We start from the raw sequence: 23859 nt of genomic DNA on the forward strand, positions 1-23859 counted from the left end.
GGTCATTAGACCATTAGAGAAAGAGTTGGTTCATTTCTTTATGCACTTCCTCCGCTTTCTTTTGTGCAACTTGTCCGTAATTTTCTTCTAAGGAACTAAGAGTGATTCCTCTTGATGAATTGATGAGAGAACGATTTCCCGATGCATTCACGATGGATTTTAAATCCCCACCTTGGGCACCAAACCCCGGGATGAGAAAATACATATTTGGGTGACGGGTTCGTAAAGATTGAATCTCAGAAGGATGGGTTCCGCCCACAACAAGTCCCACTTGGTTTGGGTATTCCTCCCCAAGCCTTGCCATTTGGTCACTTACCTCTTCGTATAAGTAGAGATCCTTACCCAAAAGTTTTTGTTTTTGGAAGTCCTGTGAACTAGGGTTTGATGTGAGTCCGAGAACAAAAATATATCCACCCAGATCCAAATATGGGACGAGACTATCTCGGCCCATGTATGGATTAACAGTCAGAGCATCCACTCCCAATGTTTCAAAAAAATATTTAGCATACTCTTTGGAAGTATTGGCAAGGTCACCTCGTTTGGCATCCATCACAATAGGTACTTCTGGAGACACATCCTTCATCACACGTACCATATGTTCTAAAGCAAAATAACCTTCGGCTCCTAACCTCTCAAAAAAAGCGACATTGGGTTTCCAAGCAGCTGCATAGGAATTTGTATAACGGATGATGGTTTCAGTAAAATGGACAAGAGGGGCTTTTGATTCCAAACTAACCTTTGGTAACTTTTCCAATTCGGGATCGAGACCAATGCAGAGAAGAGACCGTAGAGTGTCTCTACGGGAATTGAATTTTTGAATGAAATTAGACCTTGGCTTCACTTGGGTTCCTTGATTTGGATCTTTTGTTTTCGTTTTTCTATTTCCTTGTCAATGTCTCGTTTTTTATAACGTCCATAAATATGGCCAGGAATGACAGCCACTGCCGTGATGGGATTGGCTACCACATCCCCGATAGCTCCTCCAACGTACGTTGCATAAGCAGGAGTGAGCAATTCATAAGAGGAATCTAACTGTTCTTTGTCATTTTTTTCTGCAAAGTAATTGAGGGCATCATCGGAAGCACGAGCTTCATGATACAAGGCCCCAACCACAGGGATGGCATAGACAATGGCATAAAGAGTTCTTTTTTCTCTTTGGGCAAAGTCTTTGGCATGCCCGCCTTCATGGATGACAACAGGAGGCAGATCTGAATACACATTGATTGTGTTTGTAAAGGAATTGTAGTGATCCCCACCGATCGTTCCCGCAAACAAACGACCAGGTAAAAAAGTATAAGCAAGTAAGGAAATGGATCCAATAAAATAACGTACTAGCGGGTTTATATTTTTATTTTTTGGAAGTCGTTTCCATTCTGATAGTGGAGCGTACTGGTTGAAACGGACCTTGACATCCCGTAAATTGTTTTCTTTGATATAACGAATCAGATATTCTTTGGTTTCTTTAGAGATATGATGGTTGTCAGCTTTTAAATTCCAAAGAACCAGTTTGGAAGGAAGAGAAAAAATCCAATTCCCTGTTTGGTCCAAAATCCAAATCGGTTCCCCTTCTTCAAATTGTGGGTCGTCTTCAGTAAATTCAGGGCTTGGTAAATATGGGTTTCCGTAGTTGTATGGTTTTTCTAATGAATAACAGTGAGAAAGGTTAAATCCCAACCACAAAAGGATGATCAAAACTTGGGACCTCATAAACTATCAAGAATTTCCTTAAGTTTCGGATCCACTGGTTCTTGTTTGGTGGGAGTGGTTTTGGGTTTTACTGGCGAAGGTTCTGAGATTGGTTCCAATTGCGAATTTTGGTTAAACCCTGAAATAAGCTCCAACTTCGTAAAAAATTCGGTCAATGAATTTCTTCCCAGTTGGTTTAGTTGGTCTTCTCGATTCCCTCGATACCCGTTGTAAGGAACATACCATATCAACGGAACTACTGTTAGTATACTTCCTGTTAAATAACAATTCGTCACACGAGAATCAATTTCATCATAGAAGGAAAATGTTTCTTCCGAAGCCCCAAGAATTTGGATCCTTGCTTTCATCCTCACAAAACTTAAGTTTTTGGAACATCTATCCAAGGATACAAGTTGGTATTCATCAATAAAAATTTTTCCACCCCGGTCAAGAAGTAAGGGGAAACGATTCCCTCGGATGGAAAGTTCCTTCCGAATTAAATAAGAAAGTGGCCCATATTCATTGGGAAGTCCTTCGGGGTTTGCAAAATACCCATCGTAAACACCCATCTTCATCCGATTTTCATCTTTCACAAAGATTTCAATATGATCCATTTTTTTGACATAGTCAAAAGCTATTTCCTGAGGGAAAGGTCTGTACACCCGAAGAGAAATCCCACATCCATACCCCAAAAAAGAAATCAGAAAAACAATGAAAAGATGGAACCTTAACTTAAAAAACATAAGTGTACCCAAAGTAAAAATTCGAAATTAAATAACTTCTGGAAGGACGTTTGTCCCGACCATCCGCTTCATAAAAGGCAGAACTCAAATAATAATCTCGAACTCCCGATACAAAGGATTCTTCATTCAATGCACGAATTCCAGGTGCATAAGATTCATTGGTTCTCCAGATGTATTGGATGATTTGAAATCCCATATTGAATTTGTGGTGATCTAACGGTTGCCAGTTGGCCTGCGCCAACAAATCAAGTCCAACAATAGTGGTTTGTAATGGTTTTTCCGAAAACAACGAATAGGCTTCCTCTCTAGTCGTGGCACCTTCCGCAAACCGTGGAACACCACCTGTTTGAGTTAAAATGTCTCTTCGGTATTGGAGTCTACCCATAGGAGTAAAAAACATTTCTCCTCCCAATTCATAAGAAAAACCGTCACCAAGTTTATGATAAAACCGAAATCCCGTACTTGGTGCAAGATAACGCATTGAATCTCGCATAATCCCTGTTTGTCCCAAAGTTTGGGAATTAAAAACGGAATTTGTATGAAAAGAACCTGCTCTTAATCCAAAATCCCAACTATATCCAATGTTTTTGTATAAATCTTCATATATTTTAAGAACTAACTTGTGTTCAGCGTTATACAATCGATCAGAATGGAAAGCGGATTGGTTCCCACCTAAATATCCTAATGAAATAAAATCGTTTGTTGTTTGGAATTGGAAATAGATATATTCTATCCCCCACTTAGCTGATTTGTGTTTGTATGCCACTCGTGGAGAAAAGGAACCAGAACCCTGTTTTTTTTCTAAATCATACTGATAAGGAAGAGTTCGAATATTTTGATAACCAATCTGCGACCGAGGGTAATAGGGAGTCCCTGCTTGGAAAGCAACACGACCATCATCCAAGGCCCATTCTTTTCCCGAAGAAAAAATTCCAACTTGCCCTAAAGCACGAAACCCAATCTCCCATGTTCCCTGGTGAAATTCCAAAGAACCATTGTTAGTTGCAGGTGCATTGGAAGTAGTTGGATATTCAGTCGGCTCTTTCTCAAGACTTTGGAACTGTCCAGAACGAAGTCGTTTTACCTTGGAACGAAGTTCCTCTGCTTTTTTAGGGTAACCACGTTCCTCATAGGATTCCGCTTCTAATTCCAACTTAGTTGCTTTTGTTTCCTGGGCCCAAAGGACAGGAATCCCAGGTAGAAAAAAAACAAAAGATAGGAAAAAGAAGAAAGGAACCTTTTTCACAAAGTTTTAACCTTTTCGTTTGATATAAGCTTTTGCAAATTCTGGAAGTACAAAAGCTGCTTTGTGAATTTCTGGACTGTAGTATTTCAAACCTTTCGGAACTCGTTTTGGATCTGGAGTTACTGAATAAGGATCAATCGCATTCGATAAAAAAGTAAACCCTATGATTCCAGAAGGATAGGTAGGAATGGTTGTGTAATAATATCCATACTCAGGAAAAATTTTAGGAATAAAGTCAAAGAGCGAAGAAATCACATCGCCATGATACCAAAAAGATTCTGCTTGTGTGGCAATGATTCCCGTTGGTTTTAAGGCACTTGCCATATCTCGAAAAAATGGTTCTTTGAATAAAACTTCTGCAGGACCTACAGGATCACTTGAATCCACAAGGATCACATCAAAACGACCTTTGTTGTCACGAGCAAATTTTGCTCCATCATCATAGTGATGGATGACTTTTGGATCTTTCATTGCGTCAGCGCATTCAGGAAAATATTTATAACTAATATCAACAACTGCTTTGTCAATCTCACATAACACAACTTCTTTGACTGATGGATGTTTTAATACTTCACGAACAGTTCCACCATCTCCCCCACCGATCACAAGTACTGATTCTGGATTGGGATGGCTCATCATTGGAATATGTGCAATCATTTCATGATAAGAATGTTCATCTTTGTTAGTAACCATCGTTACACCATCAAGTGTAAACATTCGTCCAAAGGATTGTGTTTCAAAAATATCGATTTTTTGGAACGGAGATTGTAGGCTTTCGATTGTTTTTGTTACCCGGTAACTGACCGCACGCCCTTTTTCTAATTCCAATTTTTCAGTATACCAAATCTCCATTGATTTCTCCTAAGGTTTCTCTCTTTAAACCAGATTTGTTATGGGAATAAAGAGGTGTAGTTTTTTTTAAACTTTCTTTGTTTATAAACAATGAAAAATTCAACTTGGCGAGAACTGGGTGTTTCGGTTCCATTGCCTTGTATGCAGAAATATTCCCGTGTTTTTTACCTGTTTGGTTTTTTATCCATGCCCCTCTTCATTTTGTTACTCGTTTACGGATATGTAAAAATCAACGAAATGGCCAGCGAGGAAATCCATTGGGGCCATAACAAATCCTTTGCTTTTGGACAAGCTTCACGTGAAGGGAAACTAGTCCTACTTGCTGTTACCAAATCCAGATGTGAAATGTTGCAAGGTTTAGAATGCGGTGAAGGGAAACCGGATCTTGGCACCTATGTTCTCTTGAACTTTACCCCGAGAGAACAAGAATTCCAATCATTGATTTTGGATGACAGGTTTGTTTCTTTAAAAACAGAACCACTCCCTCAATATTTTCTCCTCAATGCTTCTGGGGAAATCCGTCATATGTCAAAACAACTTCCCAGCGTGGAAGAAATGCAAAAACTCCCCAAAAAAGAATGATCTTTTTTTTGCTTTAAACAAAATTCTCTTGCAAGTTCCGAAATTCGATATACCCTATGGGGTATAGACCCATCGGAGGATTTATGTTAGGACTCACTGTTCATAGAAAAAAAGGTTTCGAAGAAACAATCGCCGACACAACCGAAGCCCTAAAAAAAGAAGGTTTCGGAGTTCTTACCACCATCGACGTCAAAAACACCCTCAAAGAAAAAATTGGAGTGGATTTCAAACGTTACACCATTCTCGGTGCATGTAACCCTAGTTTTGCGCACAAAGCCCTCCAAACAGCTGATGAAATTGGACTATTACTTCCTTGTAACGTAGTCGTCACTGAAGAAAAAAATGGTGAAACCAAAGTATCCATCTTTGATCCTATGACCATGACCAAACTGGTCCAAAATCCTGAACTCGAAAAAATTGCCAAAGAAGTCCAAGAAAAACTAATCCAAGTCATCCACCACTTACACGAATGATTTTTTTTTTGGTAAATTTTGCGGGCACCTCGCCAATGGAAATCAGTTTTCATATACTTTCCATTAGGCGATCCCGCTGTCCGCTCCAATCTTTCGCTTTGCGAAAGGATTTCCGCTACCATCGGTGGCGCAGGGGGAGTTTTATCTTAACAACAAAACTTTCTTTCTTTACTTACAAAATGTTGGAGGGTTTTGTTTGGCACTCTTAACCCGAGTATAACAAACCGTAACTCCTTCCGTCGTCATTCCAAATAAATTCAAAGGGCCACCCACCGGATATTGTGCAGTTGAAGCAGGACCTTCTGACCAATTGATATTGTAATTTCCTTCACTTTGTTTGATGAGTGATCCTTTCACTATCGAACTAGTTTTTTTATAACAAGATTTGATATCCCGGTTGTTGCTAATGACAAGCCAAGCTGTGGCATTCGGACTTGGGTCTTTGGTGCAATTGTTTGTTAATATCCAAGTCCCTTCTAAAATCGTTTTTGATTCTTCCAGAGATGTTTTATCGCCTGACTGACAATTAAAAACCGTAACAGAAACAGCAAATACAAGAATGAAACTAATTTTTTTCACCACAAACTCCTTTGGAGAAATAATATATTTCTACAAGAGGATAGTAAAGACTAGAAAACTAGAGAATTGTCAAACAGAAATGTGAGGATTTCCATTAATTTTTGTTAGGTTTAGAATAAAAATAGAGAGAAAGGTGTTCTCTAATGTTTTAAAGTTTGGATCTTCCGACCGATCTTATTTTGAATATACAAGCCATCGAAGCCAGGAAAATCTTTCACTGCAACCGGATCCAAACAAAACTAAAAAAATCAAATTTTGCGAATCCCTGCCAAACCTAACCCGCTTCGATGTGTTTACTAGCCTCCGCTTGTTTTCGAAACACTTCTAAAATCGCACAAAAAAGAATCACACCACCACCTAACCAAAGCCTATCGGGAGGAACCTCTCCTAAAAAATACCAGGCCGCCAAACTCCCGTAAATGGGGCTTAGTGTAGACAAAGTCCCTGCGGTTGTGACAGACAAATTGGATAAACTACGAATCCAAATGGTATGAGCCAGTGAAGTGAAGACTCCTGCAAGAACCACTTGGAATACAAGGTATTTAGGTTCTGCGAGCATCACAAAAAGACCATCAGCAAAAGGAAGGAGGACAAGGCTTGTGGCAATCAGTTGGGTAAATAGAATTTGGGAGCTTGGGTAGTGCACATGCATTTCTTTTGTAAGCAAATTGCGAATGGCATAAAGAACTGCCGAGACCACTCCCCAAACGACTCCTTGGAACATTTGGTTGTCCCAAGATAGATCAGGTACAATTAAAAAAAGTCCAAAAAAAGAGAAACAGGCGATGAAGAAGGCAAAAGGGTCGGGGCGTTTCCCACCAAACAATGGTTCTAAAATGGCAGAAAACACGGGATAGGTGAAAAGTGACAACATCCCCACAGCCACAGTGGAGACCTGGATGGAATGAAAATACGTAACCCAATGCAGAGCAAAAAGAATTCCGATTCCAAAGACCGATAAAAAGTCTTTAAAACTTCGGTAAGAAACAGATTTACCACGTACCCAAAAAAACAAACCAAGGATCAGGACAGAAAAAAGAGCCCTACCGGAGATGATCGTGACTGCAGGGAAAGGAAGGAGTTTGGCAAACAAAGTGACGTTCCCCATAATGAGGATCGTCAAATTGAGTTCTAAAACAGATCGTAAAAAGTGAGGAGAAGAAGACTTCACTTCTACTTAGGATTCAACCCCCAAAAATTTGGCGATGGATTTTCTGTCTTTTTCTAAACTATGTTTGTGAATTTCTTCAATTGCCTTTTCCACAATCGGAGAAACAAATAGAAGACCGGAAACCACATCCACATCATAAGAACGTTTGGACTCCGCCCCATCCGCTTCATATTTACTTTTCCCTTTGATCACAAACACATTGTCTTTCCCTGGAGGAGAGATTTTGAATTCATGAGTGTTGGTCGTAATGTCAAAAGTGGATTCTTCTAAAAGCGAAAGGTCATTGAGGGCTGCCGAAAGAACGGCAGGCATGGATCCTTCCAAACTTACCTTTCGTTTTTGACGAATGATATTCCCCTCTTTTGTTTCTTCGAGTAGAGTTACATTCTTTAAATCAGGGAACTGATCCAAATGTTTGTATCTTTCCTCTCTCGCATGAAGAAGTTTTTCAAGGGGGACGGGAAACGAATGGGTAACTTGGTATTTCACTATTTTTTCTTACCTTTCTTTTTTGCAGGTTTTGATTTTTTAACCGCTTTCTTTACAACTTTTTTCACTGCCTTTTTAGCGGCTTTTTTCGCCGACTTCTTGTTTGCTGGTTTTGCAGCTGGTTTAGAAGTTTTTTTAGCAGATGGTTTTGTTTTTGCGGTTTGTGATTTTTGTGCAGGTTTAGACGGTTTTGGTTTGGATGCGGCCTTTGCAGAACGATTCACCTGCTCCATCAGTTCCTCATCTTCCCAATAGAAAACTTGGTCAGCCGGTGTCGACTGTTCCATAGCCATTGCTTGGGCTTCTAACAATGAATTGTTGGATTCATTAAAATTTGCTAATTTTTGAAATAACAAATTGATTTTTGGATCTTGGAATTTGTTCCGAATGGTAGCGTAAAAATTACGCGCATCTTCCCCTTCTCTAATTGCAAGTTCGATCGCTTTTCTTTCGTCAGCTTTTACTTCTTCGTTTTTGTTTCGATCAAGCCTATCCATTACCTTTTGGATGGTAGAGGAATGAAATTTTTCGATCTGAGAAAGTTGTTTTAGATTGGGAAGTTCTTTCCCCTCTGCACTTTTATAAATTTCTTTAATAAATTTAATGTGCTCATCGCCATCTAACGCAAGTTGGCTGAACAATTCCCTAATTTGACCTTCCGGTAAACTTTCAGAGAGTTTTAGATAAAAATTGAAACATTGAACCTCATGTTCAATCGCAGCAGCAACTGCTTCAATAAAGGATGTTTTTTTTAGTGATTTCATAATCCCATTCCCTGGTTATTCAAAACCATAGATACGATACTCTCGAGTTTCAAGTGAATCAAGTATTTTTCACTGATTGTACATCCAACTCTTCCGCCTTTGTGGCTGAGTAGATGAGGACCTGGGCGATATAATACGTTACCATAATTCCCATTGATGCAGTGAATCTGTCCATTTCTGGTTTTAGAAACATCGAATAGGCAATGATGGAGTCAGAAAGGATAAAAACCAAGGCACCCAAAAGGCCTAAATAAAATGGTTTGGAAACTGAATTCCTAGCAGCTGCTCGCCATCCCATAAGACAAATCGCTGAAATATAAACCCCTACTGGAATGAGAAGAGCACCTAGTTTTGGCACAAGAACAAGAAAGAAGGAGGAACCAAATAGTAAAAAGGGAATGGCAAGGATAGGTTTGATTTTCGAATCCAATGTAAAGGCATAAGAATAAATCAACTGTGCTATGAGAAAGGAACCAAGCCCAAATACAAAAAAACCTTCTTTGGGAAGAGCAAGGAAACTATCTCCAAAAAGAGAAAACACAAGTCCTACAGCCACCAATTTCCCACGTTTTTCCAAACTAGGGAAGTAGCGAAAGAGTGCTACAATGAGAATCAGGATGGGAATGATTTTCGAAGGGAGATAAAAAACATCCTGTTTTGTGATCGTAGCGATCGCAAGTAGATGCACAATAGAATAGAGAACAAACAAAACAATTTCTTTAGCCATATTTCTTACTTTACAGGGAGATCATTCTCGAGATTTCATCAGATGAAAGCCCGAGTGATCAGCCTATGAAACAAACACGACCCTTGTCCATCCTTTTCTTAATCTGTCTCCTTTGGACCCAGACTTTATCTGCTAGAGAAGTTCCTTCTGGTGGCGAAATGTTGATCGATTTGATTGTAGCGCGACCTATGGGTCTTGCCGGTACGGTGCTTGGGACTGCGGCCTTTATTGTTGCCTCCCCTTTCACACTACTATCTGGAACTTTTTTACAGTCAGGTAAACGTCTAGTTGTTTATCCGGCAAAATTCACCTTCACACGTGGGTTAGGCGACTTCCCAGGTTATATGGAAGATTACCAAATCGTAGAGGAATAAATTGAACGAATTTCTATTTTCAGACTTCCCTGAAGTTTCTACTGAGGATTGGAAAAACCAAATCCTAAAAGATTTAAAAGGTAACCCTTGGGACAAAGTCACTTGGGAAACAGAAGAAGGTTTCAAAATTGAACCCTTCTATCGCAAAGAAGATATCTCAGACCTCCCTCGAGTGTACAAACGAACCAATGGTTGGAATGTCACAGAAACCATAACCTCCGAATCCGAATTAACTGATCTTTCCAAAAAAGGAGCCGATGCCGTAGTTCTTATCTCCCAAGGGGAGAATGAAAAATTTCCTGGTTTAAAGATTGGATCTTCTCAGGACCTAGAACGATTGGTTGGCCTTACAGGGAATCTTCCCTTGGTTGTATCTCTAGAAGAAAAAACACCAACCTTTTCCGACTCATTAAAGAAACTTACTTCTTCGCATAACACTGTACTCAGTGACTTTGACCCATATGGATCCGCAATAAAAAACGGAGAACTAGGAACAGAAGAAAACTCAATAGGCAAAACATTCGCTTCGCTTGCGGGAACCAAAGGGTTTTCCGGTGTGGGAATTCATAGTTATTATTTAAGAGATGCAGGTGCATCCATTGGCCAAGAACTAGCTTATTCTCTTTCTTGGGGTGTGGATTATTTAAACCGTCATCTCGATGCAGGTGTGAAAATTGAAGATGCGGCAGCCAACGTTTGGTTTTGGATGGGAATTGGTTCTGACTATTTCACGGAAATCGCAAAATTCCGTGCATTCCGCATCCTTTGGACAGAAGTCTTAAATGCTTATCAAGCTGGACTTGGAGAATCTCTTCCCGCACTGATTGTCGCAAGAACTTCCAATTTTCAATTCACGGCATATGATCCTTATGTCAATATGTTACGTGGAACCACTACCGCCATGTCGGCTGTAATGGGTGGAGCCGACTTTGTTACTGTATTACCATTTGATTCTGAATACTCCGCACAACAAGAGTTAGGCAAACGTATTGCGAGGAATTCACAACTTCTACTTCGTTATGAATCCTTCCTTGACAAGGTAGAAGACCCTGCAGCAGGTTCTTATTACTTGGAAGTGCTTACAAAAAAACTATCAGAATCGGCTTGGGCAAAATTCCAGGATTTGGAGAAAGATGGTGGATTTGGAGAAGCACTCAAAAAAGGATTCATCCAAAAAGAAATCAATGCCCGTGCAGAGAAAAAAAGAAACGCTCTTGCCAACAAAAAAGAAATTTTACTCGGAACCAACCAATACCCTCTCGCCTCAGAAAGACATCCAGAATTGAAAAGTTCTTTGGAAGTTACGAAAGAAAATATCAATACCAAAGGACAAACCAGTTACTTGCGTCTTGTGCCAGTTCGTCTTTCTTACGAATTTGACAAGTGGAGAAATCTCACAGACACCCATGTGGCTTCTGGTAAAAAACTTCCCAAAGTATTTTTACTTACGATTGGGGATCTGACCATGCGAAAAGCTCGTGCTGGTTTTAGCTCCAATTTCCTCGGTTGCCTTGGATATGAAATCATTGACAACTTAGGATTTTCTTCTGTGAAAGAAGGGGTCACAAAGGCAAAAGAACAGGGATGCGAAATCGTTGTCCTTTGTTCGTCTGACGAAGAATATGCGACCTACCTTCCTGAATTTGCCGCGGAGATGAAATCCCAACTCACCAATTCTTGGAAACTTCTGGCAGGGTACCCAAAAGATCTCATCAACCAAGCAGAATCACTCGGAATCGACGACTTCATCCATATGAAACGAAACATCGTGGAATTTATGGAAAAAGCCCAAACCAAATGGATCGGGAAATAAAATGAACAAACCTAATTTTGCAAAACTCCCTCTTTCTTTCAGTTCTCCTCAGCCGGATTCTAAATCCATTTCGCTTTGGCAAACGGCAGAAGGGATCTCCATCCAATCTCGTTATGCGAAGACTGATTTGGAGGGAATGGAACACCTAAACTATGCGGCGGGAATCCCTCCTTATTTACGGGGGCCCTATTCCACCATGTATGTGAATAAACCCTGGACCGTCCGCCAATATGCCGGATTCTCTACAGCCGAAGAATCCAATGCCTTTTACCGAAGAAACTTAGCGGCAGGACAAAAAGGACTTTCTGTTGCCTTTGACCTTGCCACTCACCGTGGATACGACTCGGACCATGACCGTGTGGTGGGAGATGTGGGAAAAGCCGGCGTGGCCATTGATTCGGTTTTGGATATGAAGATCCTCTTCGACCAAATCCCTCTCGACCAAATGTCTGTTTCCATGACGATGAATGGTGCCGTCATCCCAGTTCTTGCCTTCTACATTGTGGCGGCAGAAGAACAAGGAGTTTCACGAGACAAACTCTCCGGTACCATCCAAAATGATATTTTGAAAGAGTTTATGGTGCGTAATACATACATTTACCCACCCAAACATTCCATGAAAATCATTGCCGATATCTTTGGTTATACTTCCAAGTACATGCCTAAGTTTAATTCGATTTCCATTTCTGGTTACCATATGCAAGAAGCAGGTGCAACAGCAGACTTAGAACTTGCCTACACACTTGCCGATGGATGGGAATACATCAAAACAGGGATTGCTTCTGGTCTTTCTGTAGATGAATTTGCTCCTCGCCTGTCTTTTTTCTGGGCGATTGGGATGAACCATTTTATGGAGATTGCTAAGATGCGCGCAGGAAGACTTCTTTGGGCAAAGATTGTCAACCAGTTCCAACCCAAATCCACAAAGTCATTGGCTCTACGAACTCACTGCCAAACATCGGGTTGGTCTCTCACCGAACAAGATCCTTTCAACAACGTAGGAAGGACTTGTATCGAAGCGATGGCCGCAGCTCTTGGCCATACTCAATCCTTACACACAAACGCACTTGATGAAGCTATTGCCCTTCCCACCGACTTCTCGGCAAGGATTGCAAGGAATACTCAGATTTATCTCCAAGAAGAAACCAATATCCACCGGGTCATTGATCCTTGGGGTGGTTCCTTCTATGTAGAAAAACTCACAAACGATTTAGTCCACAAAGCTTGGGCCCTGATTACCGAAGTACAAAAGTTAGGTGGAATGGCAGAAGCAATTGAGACGGGAATTCCTAAGATGCGAATTGAAGAAGCATCCGCAAGAAAACAAGCCCGTATCGATTCTGGAAAAGATGTGATTGTAGGTGTGAACCGGTTCCGTTTGGATAAGGAAGCCCCTCTTGATATTTTAGACATTGACAATACTGCCGTTCGGATTGCCCAAATCAAACGTTTGGAACAAATGAAAAAAGATCGAGATAAAACAGCCGTAGAAGCTGCGTTAAACGCTATCACCAAATGTGCAGAAACAGGGAATGGAAATCTCCTAGAACTTGCAGTGGATGCTGCCAGAAAAAGAGCTTCTCTTGGTGAAATTTCTTATGCAATGGAAAAAGTATTTGGGAGGTACAAAGCTGTGATTCGTTCCATCTCTGGAGTGTATTCCTCTGAAATTTCCGAAGACAAAGGGTATATCGAAGCAAGATCCCTCGCCGATGAATTTGCAAAACTAGAAGGACGCCGCCCAAGAATCATGGTGGCCAAAATGGGCCAAGATGGACATGACCGTGGCGCCAAGGTGATCTCAACAAGTTTTGCTGATATGGGCTTTGACGTTGATATCGGGCCTTTGTTCCAAACACCGGCTGAAGTCGCCAAACAAGTTGTAGAAAATGACTGTCATATCTTGGGAGTGTCCTCTCTTGCTGCTGGTCACAAAACCCTTGTTCCACAAGTGATTGAGGAATTAAAAAAACTGGGTGCAGAAGATGTACTCGTGGTTGTGGGTGGGGTGATTCCTGCACAAGATTACGACTTCCTCTACAAATCAGGAGCAACTGCTATTTTTGGACCGGGAACTGTGATCTCAGAAGCTGCCAAACAAATTCTGAACATCCTCCTTGGCGAAAGAAGAGCCGCCTAAGTTCAAAGTTAAACAAGGGGCTTATCCCACCAAACACCGATTTGCTAAATTACCATCAGTGGATCGGTGTTGATTAGGATCTTTCAAAAAGAATCAACAAATATGGAAACACCAAACGAGGACATTGGCAAAAAGAATCAGGATTCTGGTATTGTGAATCCCAAATCGGCACTTTCTGTCAACCCTGGTGTCGCCGATGCTCCCGCCATTTCTCCTTATATTCGTGACCAAAGAAAAACTCTTAGCCGCAAAGAAATCTCGGCAGAGGAACTAGCGACAGGAATTCTTTCTGGGAACCGCACCCATCTTTCCAAAGCCATCACTCTTGTAGAAAGTAATTTAGAAGCACATAATGACAAAGCCCAAGCCATTTTGGAGCTTGTGATGCCCAAGGTAGGAAATTCCATCCGGATCGGAATCACAGGAGTACCGGGTGTTGGGAAGTCTACCTTTATCGAAAGTTTTGGAAGTTACCTTCTGGAACAAAACCACAAACTGGCAGTCCTTGCCATTGATCCGAGTAGCCAAAGAACCAAAGGTTCCATTCTCGGTGACAAAACAAGGATGGAAATTCTTTCCAAATCAGAAAATGCATTCATTCGCCCATCACCTAGCAGCGGTTCGCTGGGAGGAGTTGCGAGAAAAACAAGAGAGTCCATGTATCTCTGTGAAGCAGCAGGATTTGACACCATCATCATTGAAACTGTGGGTGTGGGACAATCCGAAACCCAAGTCCACTCGATGGTAGACTTTTTTTTATTACTCATGCTTGCCGGTGCAGGAGATGAACTCCAAGGGATCAAACGGGGAATTATGGAAATGGCTGACCTCATTGCCATCAATAAAGCGGACGGGCCAAATGAACCCTTTGCCATGCGGGCCCGGGTCGAATATGAATCGGCCCTCCATCTTTTCCCTGCCCCCGAATCCAAATGGATACCTAGGGCTACCACTTGCAGTGGGATCGGCGGAAAAGGAATCGAAGAAATCTGGAAGTTGGTTTTAGATTATATTTCGACTACAAAATCAAACGGATATTATGCGAAAAATAGGGAAACCCAAACCCGGATGTGGTTTGAAGAAACTCTAAGAGAAGCAGTTTTAGAACAGTTTTTTATGCGACCAGGAAAAAAAGAGGCCATCCTAGAATCGGAAACAAAGCTAATGTCTGGCCAGTCAACACTCTTAAAAGAAATCAAACGTTTGATGGACTGATCTTCCACCAAACCAAAAATCAGAAGAAAATTTTTAACCCTGCTTGGTATTCGTTCCAATCCAATTCCTTTGTTTGAATTTGTTTGTATTTTAATTCTAATGATACATTTTCTAATAATGTCCAATTGATCTGAGAGACAAATTCAGGGAAGTTCCCTCTATCTCCCGCAAAGTAAGACCTGTAGTCTCCTGAAAAAATCAATCCAACAGATTCATAGATACGAATGAGAAGGCCAGTACTACTCACTCCGCCTAAACGATATCCACTCCCCCAAATGGGTGATTGGTCTACCCTGAGATCCAAAAAAGAAAACATAACAAATTGATGCCTGAAAAAAGGATAAAATGGCTCCCAAGCAACCCCATAACCGCCACTCGCATAACCGTAGTATTCCGTTATTGGTTTTATGTAATTTTTCTCAGTATACAATGACTTAACACCTAAATCCAAACGCCAAGAAGGTTTCCAAATTTTTTGTCCAATTGGATTTAACGATGACATTTCCAAAACATGAAACTCTTGTATTACGGTTTGTTTTGTATCTTCATAAAAACGTGCATTCATTCTTAAAAACGAAATTTGATTGTATGGAGAATAACCTAGATAAGAATCTGTAAAGTCTCGTAAGACTGGCCGATATTGGATTTCACTATAACCTCCATTCGTCGAATTTCCATGAGCAATTGTTACCTGAGATGGAGCATGGCTAAGAAGTGGATTGGACAATTTATCAATCTGGAAATAATCCGGTAACGAATTTAAAACTTGTATATCTCCTCTTTTTTGGTCCGCTTCTGTATATAACTGTTGGTCTTTGATTTCCATCTTCCCATATGCTTTAATTTTATGAATGACTAGATGATCGATATAGATATCAAAAAGAAGAGTCCTTCTATCTGAGTCTAATTCAAATGCAGAATCCATATTCCCATCTACCATTTTGTCTAAAATGGTTTTTTCTGAAGAAGTTAAATAACCATATTTGTGTCTGTATCTTTCGATGATAGAAGGTCTAAACTGAATTTGTTCAATGAGTCCTGTTTGGTTGGAAAGAATTTTCAAACTTTCTGTTGGCAGTAACATTACTGAAATTCGATCCGTAAGTCTCAGCGTTGGTCTTGCTACTTCGAGAAGAGTCAAAATGCGGAACGAACAATTTTCATCTAAAAAATAATAATCAAAATGGTTTTGTGACATTTCCCAAAGGTGACGAGTCAATTGATCCACTTCTTCTTGGTTTAAGTTGAGTTTGAATTCCCAAAGATTTCTATTTTCAAATTCATTGTATTCATGAATTTTATATAAGTATTTTTGAATTTCAAATGATCCATGAAATCCACCTGCAAGCCCATATATCACAAATGAAATTGGATCGATGTTGCCAGGAACTGTTGCCGCATAATTCAAAATTAAATCTTCAGAAACAACTCCATTTGGTTTTTCTTCATTAAATTTAAGCATCGTATGCCCAAATAATGAAGCTGGATGTTCCGGATGGAAGGAAGCAAAGATCACCGAAACTGATTTTGCTCGCATTTGGTTTTTAAACTCAGGCCACTTCGTACATTGTTCTTCCCAAGTTGGGTCGACGGGAAATCCAAATCGTTTGCGAATCCAATGGAACCTGGCAGGGAATTTGCATTCCATTTTGATTAATTCTTCTTTCGGTTTTTGAAAGAGATCCAAATGAGCTTTTAATTCAGAAGTAGGATTGGTAAGACCGTCCACAGATAAAAAAAAGGAAGGTCCGTCTGCCAAACTTTTATGTTTCTTTTTCCATTTGGAAGTTTGGTAGTGAAGGAGGACGAGCCAATCTCTTTCCAATGAAGCTTTTTCAATGGAATCCAAATCAGGAATGTTTGGTTGGGAAAGTATGGGTGAGGCAGAAAAACAAAAGAAGAAAAAAGTTGTAAGAAAAAAAGTATGGAGTCGGTTCAATGAAAGAGGAGAGAAGTTGGACTGAGCAACAAAAGTTGCCTCAGCCCAACAAAAAACTTACTTAACTCCAGTAGCTTGGCAAGCTTCAGTTGTAGAAATACGGCTTGTAGTGAACAATCCGTGAGTCGCAGGACCTTTTGCATCAACAACTTGAGTCACACCTTCTTTGTTTAGGTCATCTAAACAAGCAGTAACAGGAGCACCCCAAAGTGTAAAGATAGCTGGGTTCATTTGAGTAGCAGTTACTACTTCTTTTCCGCCCACTTTAGTTTTGTCGATGCTGTAACAGTTTGCAATGAAAGCTGCAACTGCTGCCATGAGTAAAATTTTCTTCATAAATTCTCCTATGAAAGTGTAGCCAAGGCTATCTTCCCATTTCCTCGGTGCAATATTTTTTCGGGGAACAGATGTTACAGAATGGTAATTTTTTAGATCGTTTGTAGGTGATTTTGCCACCTATGATCATTCTAAAATTTAAAGGAACGCACTCGGTGGGCAAAAAAAATACCACCGTGGTCTCGAACACGATGGCACTTGCACCAAGCAATGGAATGTTAAATGGAAATTCTACGCTATTCGCCAGCCAGGGTAGGACAGACTGGGATTATTAGAATCATGCTAACAGAGACGAGAGTCGCTGTCTATCTACCAAATGGTATAAAAAGGAAGGAAAGGGACATTCCCAAATGGATACTTTTGTTTTTTGGATTTCCCTTTATAAAACCCAATTCATCAGAAATACAAGAGCTAAGTACACACCAAACCATAAAACAAGCCTTAGTTTGATGAGGAGAGCAGAGATCCAATGAATTGTTTCTAGTCGCATTTGTTTGTATTCTGGTAAGTTGATGAGATAGTATAAACATGTTTTCAGTAAGTGTCCATTTACCAGATGGTATAAATTAGAATTTCATATCCCTTTAAAAAATTCCGAACTGGCGGGCTTTTTTTAGCATTTGCACCCGAGTGTTCACTTGGAGTTTTTTATAGATGGCTTTGATTTGTTGGCGGACAGTTCCTACAGTTGTTCCAAATAAAGAAGCGATCTGGCTTGGGTTGTCCCCTTCTACAATCAGTTCCAAAATTTGTCTTTCCCTGGGAGTGAGAACTTCAACACCAGAAGGGTCGGAAATAGTCGGAGGTTTTCGAAAACTTAACAATACTTTTGCGGCGATCGAAGGAGAAATCACACTCCCTCCTTCCAAAATGGTTTGAATGGTCTCTGGAAGAGAGTCCAACTCTGATTTCCAAATATAGCCAGAAGCTCCATTCCGAAGTGCTGAAAAGATAGCGTCATCCGTTTGTAAGGCGGAAATCACAAGGCTTTTTCTCGATTCGATTGTATGGTAAGTTTTGAGTACATCAATTCCACTCATACCAGGTAGTCCAATGTCCAAAATGAGTAAATCCCATTCTCTAGATTGTCCATTCGCCCAAAAATCTTCAGCTGAATTCCAAGTAACCAAATTTAGATGAGAATTTTGTTTTAAAACCCCGCATAACGATTGTAAAAAATCTACATTGTCTTCGATGATATCGATGGAAATTGGTTTCATATATGAAATAAACTCATTGGAAGTTTCATATGGATCTGGTATGGAGATTCCATTATGGTAAGATCACCATTTAAAGATTTGATTCTTTGGTGGAGGCCTCGTTCGCCTATTCCAGATTCATTCCATCCTTGTTTGTTTGGATGAATATCCATAACCTTTTCTTTTCCGTTCGATTTTTCTAGTTCAGTGACAAATTGGAATACCATATGATCCGGTGTTCGATCAATCTTCCATTCAGAAGTCCCGTTTCCATGTCGTAAGTCATTGGTTGTCACTTCTTTGAAGAATTGAAGGATATGATGGGCTACCTCAGGATCGGGAATTTTGATCATTGTCTCATCTCCTATGGAATCCCATTTTAGGTTTATCGTACGACCCACAAGTTTGTATCGTTTTTTGACTAAAAGTTTTAATCCGTCTAACAAAGATTCTTGGATCAAATCTCTTTGGTCTTCTTCTTGGACTTGCGTGCGTAAGGATTGAAGGGCTGACTCTGAAAGTTGCCTTAATTTTTGTAATTGTATCTCAGTGATCTCTGTCGGTTTTTTTTCGATTTTTTGAGTGAGTAACACTAAATCCGTTAATTGTGAGCCTAAACTATCATGGATGTCTTGGAAAAATGTTCTCCGTTTTTCTTCGAGTAACATCCCACGATAAGCAGCAATGTAACGAGTGCGAAACCACCAGTGGTTTAAAAAAAAGGCGACAAGGAACAAAGGGAAGATGGTGGACATCTCTCTCCAAGTTTCCATCGGGATGACAGTTTGGTTGGCAAAGTACACCCGAAAGATATAAATTAAAAGTACAAAGGACCATTCTAAAATGTACTGCCAAACAAGTCCTGGATAAAAGAAAGAGGAAGTGGCAAGTAAGGCGGTGATGGTAAGCCAATTCCTTGGATCAAAATAAGGAATGGAAGGATCATGAAATCCAGTTTCAATTTCGACCAATACCAAAAGAAAAAAAGTCAAACGAACAATGATGGGAGCAAAACCAAAAAACCTTCTATAAAAAAAGGAAGTCAATACCAAGAGGATACTGAGTACAAGTTGGATGGCCGATAAAATACAATTGGTTTGGTCTAAAGCATTCCATTCCAAATACACACTTTGGAGATACGCCAAACAATAAGCGAATCCAAGAAAATACAATTTGCTGATAATCTCGGAATATACGGCGAGCAGAGAAATCGGTTCGAGAGGAATCCCACGAAAAAGGACAAACAACCTTTGCAACATTAGAGGGTTACCAAAGAATTAAACTTTTTAGGACTCGGAATTGGTTCAGATTACACAGCCAGTCGACTGATATGTTCCAACAAAAGTTTTTGGTCATCGTCAAACATTTGGTTGAACTCAAGACCTACTTCATAAAATGCCCCTTCGCCAAATTCTTCCAATCGTACAACCTTTGCCTTTGGATACAAAACATACTTCACATCAGGAAATCTTAATTCTAATTCCAGTCGAGTTCCAAGTGGCATAGGTTCTTTGGTTCGAAACAAAAGTCCCCCTTCAGAAATGTCTTGGGAATCCCCTTCTCCTTTGTCTTTTGGTAAAAACTGAGAAGAACCGGCTCCCGATTGGATCACTCGGTAGGTGAGATGGACTTTTTCGGAGATTCGTTTGTAGATTCGGCGTTCGCTGGACATGATAGCAAGAGAACGCCGAATTCAAAGTTTGGGCAAGTTTAAATTTATGCCTGAGAATTGACCAAAATAATGGTTTAGTCTTCTAAATCCTCAGGACGAATTTCATAATCAGGACGGAAAGCACCTTCAATTTTTTCTCGAATGCGATCAATGTATCCAAACACTGCTGGCACCACAATAAGAGTGATGAGTGTCGATAAAACAAGACCTCCAATGATGGCAATCCCCATAGCAGTTCTTGATTTGGATGCTTCTCCGATTCCCAAAGCAATTGGCAAAGTTCCCGCAATCATCGCAAGAGAAGTCATAAGAATCGGACGTAGTCGTTTTGATCCTGCATCGAAGATCGCTTCGTCCCGAGACATCCCATGTTCTTTCATCGCAAGCATTGCATGATCCACAAGAAGGATGGAGTTTTTAGCCACAAGTCCCATAAGAAGGATGAGTCCGATCATACTGAATAAATTTAACATCTCACCGGTTAGAGCGAGAGCAAAGAAGGCTCCCGAAATGGCTGGAGGGATGGCAAAAAGGATTGTGATCGGTGTGATAAAAGACTCATAAAGAGAAGCTAACACCAGATAGATGAAGATGAGAGCCATCCCGAATGCAAGGACAATGTTTTGTAAAAGTTCCTTAAAGTCTTCCGATTGGCCTACAAAGGTATAAGTAATTCCTGGAGGCGGTGGAAGTTTTTCTTTTAGAATCTTTGTGGCTGCTTCCGAAGCAGAGGCAATCGCTCCCCCCGGTGCCAAGTTGGCATTGATAGGAACTACCCGAGACCGGTCTTCCCGGATGATCCGTGCAGGTGAACTACTTTCTTTTCCATCTGCAATGGCATTTAGAGGAATGAGTCGGTTTTGGATATTGGGAACTCTTGTTTCATAGAAAGACTTACGTAAGTTTCTTTGGTCTTCTCTCAAACGAAGTCTTACATCATATTCAATTCCATTTTCCAAATACTTGGCCACTTCCCCACCTTCGATATGGTAACGAAGTTCGGCTCCCATGACCCCTGCCACAACTCCAACGGTTTGCATTTTGGATCGGTTTGGTACAACTTGGAATTCAGGTTTCCCCGTTCTATACGTTGTGTCCACATCTGTAAGATCTGGGATTTTTCGTAATTCTTCCATAACTTTGAAAGAATATGCTTCTAAGTCTTTTAAGTTTTCACCCTTTAGGTTTAAGTTGAATGGATATTGAACTCCACCACCTATCGCCGAATAGTCGTTCACTTTCGGTCTTGCTTGCGGGTATTGTTTTAGATATTCACGGATTTGGTCTTTGACATCACCTGTAGTGCGTTTGCGGTATTCGGAAGGTAGGAGTGCCACACCAATAGTTGCAATATTGGATTCACCATCACTATTTCCAACAACCGTTGCCAAAAGTTCCAACTCAGGAACCGTTTTAATGATGGCATTTTGAATTTCTTTCACCACTTCCGCTGTCCCTTGTAAGGAAGTTCCTGGAGCCATCTCCACATTGACCATAAACTCACCTTGGTCGTTTGCAGGTAAGAAGGTCTTTTTCACAAAGGCGAGAGAAAAAATACTAGTGACCAATGTAAGGAAGGTTAACAAAATCACAGCCCAAGGTTTTTTTAGGGCAAATTTCATAATGATTCCGTACATTTTGTCCAGAAAATCTTGAAACTTATCAAAGTTACGAAGGACAAAATTTTTCTTTTTATGGATATCCGTTTTCCCTGCAAAATAAGCAGATAACATTGGTGCTACAGTTAATCCATCAAACAACGAGATGATCATCGCAAAAACAACGGTGAGTCCAAACTGTTTGAAAAACTGACCTACAATTCCAGATAAAAATCCAATGGGTAAAAAAACTGCAATCACCGTTAAGGAAGTTCCAATGACGGCAAGGGTTACCTCCTCCGTTCCCTTCCTTGCAGCAACAATCACCGATTCGCCTTCTTCTAGTTTACGGAAAATATTTTCCCGAACCACAATGGCATCATCCACAAGAAGTCCAACGGCAAGAGAGAGAGCAAGAAGGGTCATTACGTTCATGGTAAAACCCATTGCATACATAATGATAAAGGCACCTAACATAGAGTTGGGGAGAGCCATCCCGGTAATTAAGGTGGAACGAACGTTCCCAAGGAAAAGATAAACGACAATAACAGCCAGTAAGATTCCAAGGATGATGGCAATCGTCACATCTTCAATATTGGCCCGAATCCATTTGGATCCGTCCCGAATCAGAATGACCTTAGGTGCTCCTTTTAAATCTTTGATTTGTGCGTTGATGGTATCAATTTTTCCGAGGATTCCATCAGCCACTTCTACTGTGTTGGCACCTGACTGTTTGTACACATCCAAAAAGAGAGCAGTTTTTTGAATCCTTTCTTTTTTAGGTGGTTCGTATTTGAATAATAATTTTCCAATGATTGAAGGTTCTTCGTGTTCCTCCGTTTTGATTGGAGCATATAACATACCCAATGTTTGGCGGTCTTGAAGAGTGTCCTTAACTTGGCCAAGGTCTTTGACTAAAACCCCTCGCCCAAACTCTCCTCCGAAGGAGACTACCGTGTTTTCAATTTGAGATAAGGATTCATACTTAGCAACGGTTCGAAAGGAAGTTTCTTTATCACCACCTTCCACCTTTCCTGCAGGGATGTTTACACCAGAGTTTTTGATCTGGTTTCCAATGGCTATGGCTGGGACTTGGTAGGAATTGATTTTGTTACGATCTAATTCAATGTGAATTTCCCGACGAGAACCCCCGATGATTTTCACCGCACCAACGTTATTCACCTGCTCTAGTTTGGTTTTGATTTTTTCTTTTGCCAAATCATAGAGTTCCCCTTCTGGTAAATCAGCAAAAAGAGAAATCCTCATGATGGGTTGGTCCGAGGGGTCAAACCTTTGGACCAGTGGTTCTTTGGAAGATTCAGGGAAAAGAGGTTTGACTCGAGCGGTTTTATCCCGAACTTGTTGTTCCGCGTATTTGATATCGGTCGTTAAGTTAAATTCCGCAAACACCATCGAAATCCCCTCTTGGTTTCTCGAGGTGATTCTTTTGAGGCCGGAGATAGAACTAAGTTCCTCTTCCAATGGTTTAGAGATGGAGGTTTCAATTTCCTCAGGCCCAGCCCCAGGATACACCGTCGAAACGACGACAAAGGGAATATTGATGTCAGGGAAAAGGTCAACACCGATTCGTTTTAAGGAAATAAATCCTGTAATCACCATAATGATGACTAACGAGGAAATGAATATGGGGCGTTTGATCGAAAAGGAAGCAATACTCATAAAATTTTTTCTCTATTTGAGCAATTTATATTCTTGGAGACAAGCAATACCTGAACTCTCTCTGTAAGTTGAGAGTAACGTTGACTTACTATTCAAGATTTTTGTTCGATTTTCAAATTTTTCTTCTACAAAACTATCCGGACAAACATCACTCAATAAAAGAACGGAATCAAAATCTGTCCATTCTTTCCATCGGTATTTGTTATCGTTTCTTACCATCCCTTGTTTATAGGTCTTTAGTTTCATGGCAAGATCGAAATCCGAGGCAAGCACTCTACCTCGTGTATTGTATTTTTCTTCAAAATGAAAGGCATTGATGAGAACGTACTTTTTCTCAGGTGTTATCTGTTCGGCGATCTCCCGTGCCGGTTGGAAATCACTAACATTCATCCCACGATAACAAAACATTTTTGTTTCATAAAATTTCCCGGACAAAATCCCTTGTGAATAGAGTGAATTCGAAAACACAAAAAGTGAAGTGAGTAGGAAAACGGAAACAGAAGCCAATTTTTCCATTTTTGTCTCAGCTAACTCGTACAAACGTAAGATCCAAAGAAAACTCATAAGTCCGATGGCAGGGA

23 protein-coding genes and 1 pseudogene are annotated in these 23859 nt (G+C 40.5%); 7 read left to right on the forward strand and 17 right to left on the reverse strand.

Annotated features, from left to right (window positions below; genetic code table 11):
- Positions 1-13 precede the first annotated feature (13 nt).
- Genes pyrF through speE form a run of 5 tightly spaced genes read right to left on the reverse strand, consistent with a single transcriptional unit; the run spans position 14 to position 4527 of the window.
- Positions 14-841: an orotidine-5'-phosphate decarboxylase gene (pyrF, locus tag EHR01_RS09280; RefSeq protein WP_135694509.1), complete on the reverse strand. Its 828-nt coding sequence runs from the start codon at positions 839-841 to the stop codon at positions 14-16.
- On the reverse strand, positions 838-1707 hold the full coding sequence (locus EHR01_RS09285; RefSeq protein WP_135694510.1) for a hypothetical protein: 870 nt from the start codon (positions 1705-1707) through the stop codon (positions 838-840). Before EHR01_RS09285 ends, pyrF begins: the two co-directional genes overlap by 4 nt.
- Positions 1704-2429 carry a hypothetical protein gene (locus EHR01_RS09290; RefSeq protein ID WP_135694511.1) on the reverse strand — a complete coding sequence of 242 codons (726 nt, stop codon included), beginning with the start codon at positions 2427-2429 and terminating at the stop codon, positions 1704-1706. Before EHR01_RS09290 ends, EHR01_RS09285 begins: the two co-directional genes overlap by 4 nt.
- On the reverse strand, positions 2419-3675 hold the full coding sequence (locus tag EHR01_RS09295) for a hypothetical protein (RefSeq protein ID WP_135694512.1): 1257 nt from the start codon (positions 3673-3675) through the stop codon (positions 2419-2421). Before EHR01_RS09295 ends, EHR01_RS09290 begins: the two co-directional genes overlap by 11 nt.
- 6 nt (positions 3676-3681) lie before the next feature.
- A complete protein-coding gene (gene speE, locus EHR01_RS09300) occupies positions 3682-4527 on the reverse strand; it encodes a polyamine aminopropyltransferase (protein ID WP_004787861.1) in 846 nt (281 codons plus the stop codon).
- 141 nt (positions 4528-4668) lie between these two features.
- On the opposite strand from speE, the gene EHR01_RS09305 reads away from it, so the two are divergent.
- Both EHR01_RS09305 and EHR01_RS09310 read left to right on the forward strand, forming a co-directional pair.
- Entirely contained in the window at positions 4669-5109 is a 441-nt protein-coding gene (locus EHR01_RS09305; protein WP_135694513.1) for a hypothetical protein, read from the forward strand.
- Positions 5110-5192: 83 nt separating this feature from the next.
- A complete protein-coding gene (locus EHR01_RS09310) occupies positions 5193-5582 on the forward strand; it encodes a DUF302 domain-containing protein (RefSeq protein ID WP_135694539.1) in 390 nt (129 codons plus the stop codon).
- A gap of 168 nt (positions 5583-5750) precedes the next feature.
- On the opposite strand, the gene EHR01_RS09315 is transcribed toward EHR01_RS09310, so the two are convergent.
- The 5 genes from EHR01_RS09315 to EHR01_RS09335 form a co-directional block, all read right to left on the reverse strand.
- Positions 5751-6161, reverse strand: coding sequence for a hypothetical protein (locus EHR01_RS09315; RefSeq protein ID WP_135694514.1), 411 nt, complete (start codon positions 6159-6161; stop codon positions 5751-5753).
- A 274-nt stretch (positions 6162-6435) separates the two neighbouring features.
- Positions 6436-7269, reverse strand: coding sequence for a DMT family transporter (locus EHR01_RS09320; RefSeq protein WP_135694540.1), 834 nt, complete (start codon positions 7267-7269; stop codon positions 6436-6438).
- A gap of 69 nt (positions 7270-7338) precedes the next feature.
- On the reverse strand, positions 7339-7821 hold the full coding sequence (locus EHR01_RS09325) for a DUF2505 family protein (protein ID WP_135694515.1): 483 nt from the start codon (positions 7819-7821) through the stop codon (positions 7339-7341).
- Positions 7821-8585, reverse strand: coding sequence for a ferritin-like domain-containing protein (locus EHR01_RS09330; RefSeq protein WP_135694516.1), 765 nt, complete (start codon positions 8583-8585; stop codon positions 7821-7823). The genes EHR01_RS09325 and EHR01_RS09330 overlap by 1 nt, the downstream gene beginning before the upstream one ends.
- Before the next feature lie 58 nt (positions 8586-8643).
- Positions 8644-9312: a lysoplasmalogenase gene (locus tag EHR01_RS09335; protein WP_004787986.1), complete on the reverse strand. Its 669-nt coding sequence runs from the start codon at positions 9310-9312 to the stop codon at positions 8644-8646.
- Positions 9313-9377: 65 nt separating this feature from the next.
- Here EHR01_RS09335 and EHR01_RS09340 point away from each other — a divergent pair, with 65 nt between their 5' ends.
- From EHR01_RS09340 to meaB, 4 genes are all read left to right on the forward strand, one after another.
- On the forward strand, positions 9378-9686 hold the full coding sequence (locus EHR01_RS09340; protein WP_004788068.1) for a hypothetical protein: 309 nt from the start codon (positions 9378-9380) through the stop codon (positions 9684-9686).
- 1 nt (position 9687) lies between these two features.
- Positions 9688-11499 carry a methylmalonyl-CoA mutase family protein gene (locus EHR01_RS09345; protein WP_135694517.1) on the forward strand — a complete coding sequence of 604 codons (1812 nt, stop codon included), beginning with the start codon at positions 9688-9690 and terminating at the stop codon, positions 11497-11499.
- A gap of 1 nt (position 11500) precedes the next feature.
- Positions 11501-13639 (forward strand): methylmalonyl-CoA mutase, encoded by a 2139-nt coding sequence (gene scpA / locus EHR01_RS09350; RefSeq protein WP_135694518.1) that lies wholly within the window; start codon positions 11501-11503, stop codon positions 13637-13639.
- Between the two features lie 102 nt (positions 13640-13741).
- On the forward strand, positions 13742-14854 hold the full coding sequence (meaB, locus tag EHR01_RS09355; RefSeq protein WP_135694519.1) for a methylmalonyl Co-A mutase-associated GTPase MeaB: 1113 nt from the start codon (positions 13742-13744) through the stop codon (positions 14852-14854).
- Positions 14855-14873: 19 nt separating this feature from the next.
- On the opposite strand, the gene EHR01_RS09360 is transcribed toward meaB, so the two are convergent.
- Positions 14874-16703, reverse strand: coding sequence for an Lnb N-terminal periplasmic domain-containing protein (locus EHR01_RS09360; RefSeq protein WP_244310043.1), 1830 nt, complete (start codon positions 16701-16703; stop codon positions 14874-14876).
- Between EHR01_RS09360 and EHR01_RS19395 the strand changes: the two genes are divergently transcribed.
- Complete coding sequence (locus EHR01_RS19395) at positions 16693-16818, forward strand: hypothetical protein (protein ID WP_279306207.1); 126 nt, start codon at positions 16693-16695, stop codon at positions 16816-16818. The genes EHR01_RS09360 and EHR01_RS19395 overlap by 11 nt on opposite strands.
- A 32-nt stretch (positions 16819-16850) precedes the next feature.
- Here the strand turns inward: EHR01_RS19395 and EHR01_RS09365 are convergent, their stop codons facing one another.
- The 6 genes and pseudogenes from EHR01_RS09365 to EHR01_RS09395 all read right to left on the reverse strand — a co-directional run.
- Complete coding sequence (locus EHR01_RS09365; RefSeq protein WP_004788263.1) at positions 16851-17129, reverse strand: hypothetical protein; 279 nt, start codon at positions 17127-17129, stop codon at positions 16851-16853.
- 584 nt (positions 17130-17713) lie between these two features.
- Positions 17714-18349, reverse strand: coding sequence for a response regulator transcription factor (locus EHR01_RS09375; RefSeq protein WP_135694522.1), 636 nt, complete (start codon positions 18347-18349; stop codon positions 17714-17716).
- Positions 18346-19587: a sensor histidine kinase gene (locus EHR01_RS09380; protein ID WP_135694523.1), complete on the reverse strand. Its 1242-nt coding sequence runs from the start codon at positions 19585-19587 to the stop codon at positions 18346-18348. Before EHR01_RS09380 ends, EHR01_RS09375 begins: the two co-directional genes overlap by 4 nt.
- Positions 19588-19637: 50 nt before the next feature.
- Positions 19638-20000, reverse strand: coding sequence for a PilZ domain-containing protein (locus tag EHR01_RS09385; RefSeq protein WP_004788244.1), 363 nt, complete (start codon positions 19998-20000; stop codon positions 19638-19640).
- Positions 20001-20074: 74 nt separating this feature from the next.
- Positions 20075-23278 (reverse strand): efflux RND transporter permease subunit, encoded by a 3204-nt coding sequence (locus EHR01_RS09390; RefSeq protein ID WP_135694524.1) that lies wholly within the window; start codon positions 23276-23278, stop codon positions 20075-20077.
- A gap of 12 nt (positions 23279-23290) precedes the next feature.
- Positions 23291-23859, reverse strand: a pseudogene (locus tag EHR01_RS09395) (hypothetical protein); the annotation flags it as partial.

This window comes from Leptospira mtsangambouensis (genome assembly GCF_004770475.1).
GTDB classification, from domain to species: domain Bacteria; phylum Spirochaetota; class Leptospiria; order Leptospirales; family Leptospiraceae; genus Leptospira_A; species Leptospira_A mtsangambouensis.

Coding starts and splice junctions, on each gene's coding strand:
- EHR01_RS09290 (WP_135694511.1), bottom strand. CDS start 2,429: ATGTTTTTTAAGTTAAGGTTCCATCTTTTCATTGTTTTTCTGATTTCT.
- EHR01_RS09330 (WP_135694516.1), bottom strand. CDS start 8,585: ATGAAATCACTAAAAAAAACATCCTTTATTGAAGCAGTTGCTGCTGCG.
- EHR01_RS09380 (WP_135694523.1), bottom strand. CDS start 19,587: ATGTTGCAAAGGTTGTTTGTCCTTTTTCGTGGGATTCCTCTCGAACCG.
- EHR01_RS09375 (WP_135694522.1), bottom strand. CDS start 18,349: ATGAAACCAATTTCCATCGATATCATCGAAGACAATGTAGATTTTTTA.
- EHR01_RS09305 (WP_135694513.1), top strand. CDS start 4,669: ATGCAGAAATATTCCCGTGTTTTTTACCTGTTTGGTTTTTTATCCATG.
- EHR01_RS09335 (WP_004787986.1), bottom strand. CDS start 9,312: ATGGCTAAAGAAATTGTTTTGTTTGTTCTCTATTCTATTGTGCATCTA.
- EHR01_RS09365 (WP_004788263.1), bottom strand. CDS start 17,129: ATGAAGAAAATTTTACTCATGGCAGCAGTTGCAGCTTTCATTGCAAAC.
- EHR01_RS09390 (WP_135694524.1), bottom strand. CDS start 23,278: ATGAGTATTGCTTCCTTTTCGATCAAACGCCCCATATTCATTTCCTCG.
- EHR01_RS09285 (WP_135694510.1), bottom strand. CDS start 1,707: ATGAGGTCCCAAGTTTTGATCATCCTTTTGTGGTTGGGATTTAACCTT.
- EHR01_RS09340 (WP_004788068.1), top strand. CDS start 9,378: ATGAAACAAACACGACCCTTGTCCATCCTTTTCTTAATCTGTCTCCTT.
- EHR01_RS19395 (WP_279306207.1), top strand. CDS start 16,693: ATGGAATCCAAATCAGGAATGTTTGGTTGGGAAAGTATGGGTGAGGCA.
- EHR01_RS09385 (WP_004788244.1), bottom strand. CDS start 20,000: ATGTCCAGCGAACGCCGAATCTACAAACGAATCTCCGAAAAAGTCCAT.
- meaB (WP_135694519.1), top strand. CDS start 13,742: ATGGAAACACCAAACGAGGACATTGGCAAAAAGAATCAGGATTCTGGT.
- EHR01_RS09310 (WP_135694539.1), top strand. CDS start 5,193: ATGTTAGGACTCACTGTTCATAGAAAAAAAGGTTTCGAAGAAACAATC.
- EHR01_RS09320 (WP_135694540.1), bottom strand. CDS start 7,269: ATGGGGAACGTCACTTTGTTTGCCAAACTCCTTCCTTTCCCTGCAGTC.
- scpA (WP_135694518.1), top strand. CDS start 11,501: ATGAACAAACCTAATTTTGCAAAACTCCCTCTTTCTTTCAGTTCTCCT.
- speE (WP_004787861.1), bottom strand. CDS start 4,527: ATGGAGATTTGGTATACTGAAAAATTGGAATTAGAAAAAGGGCGTGCG.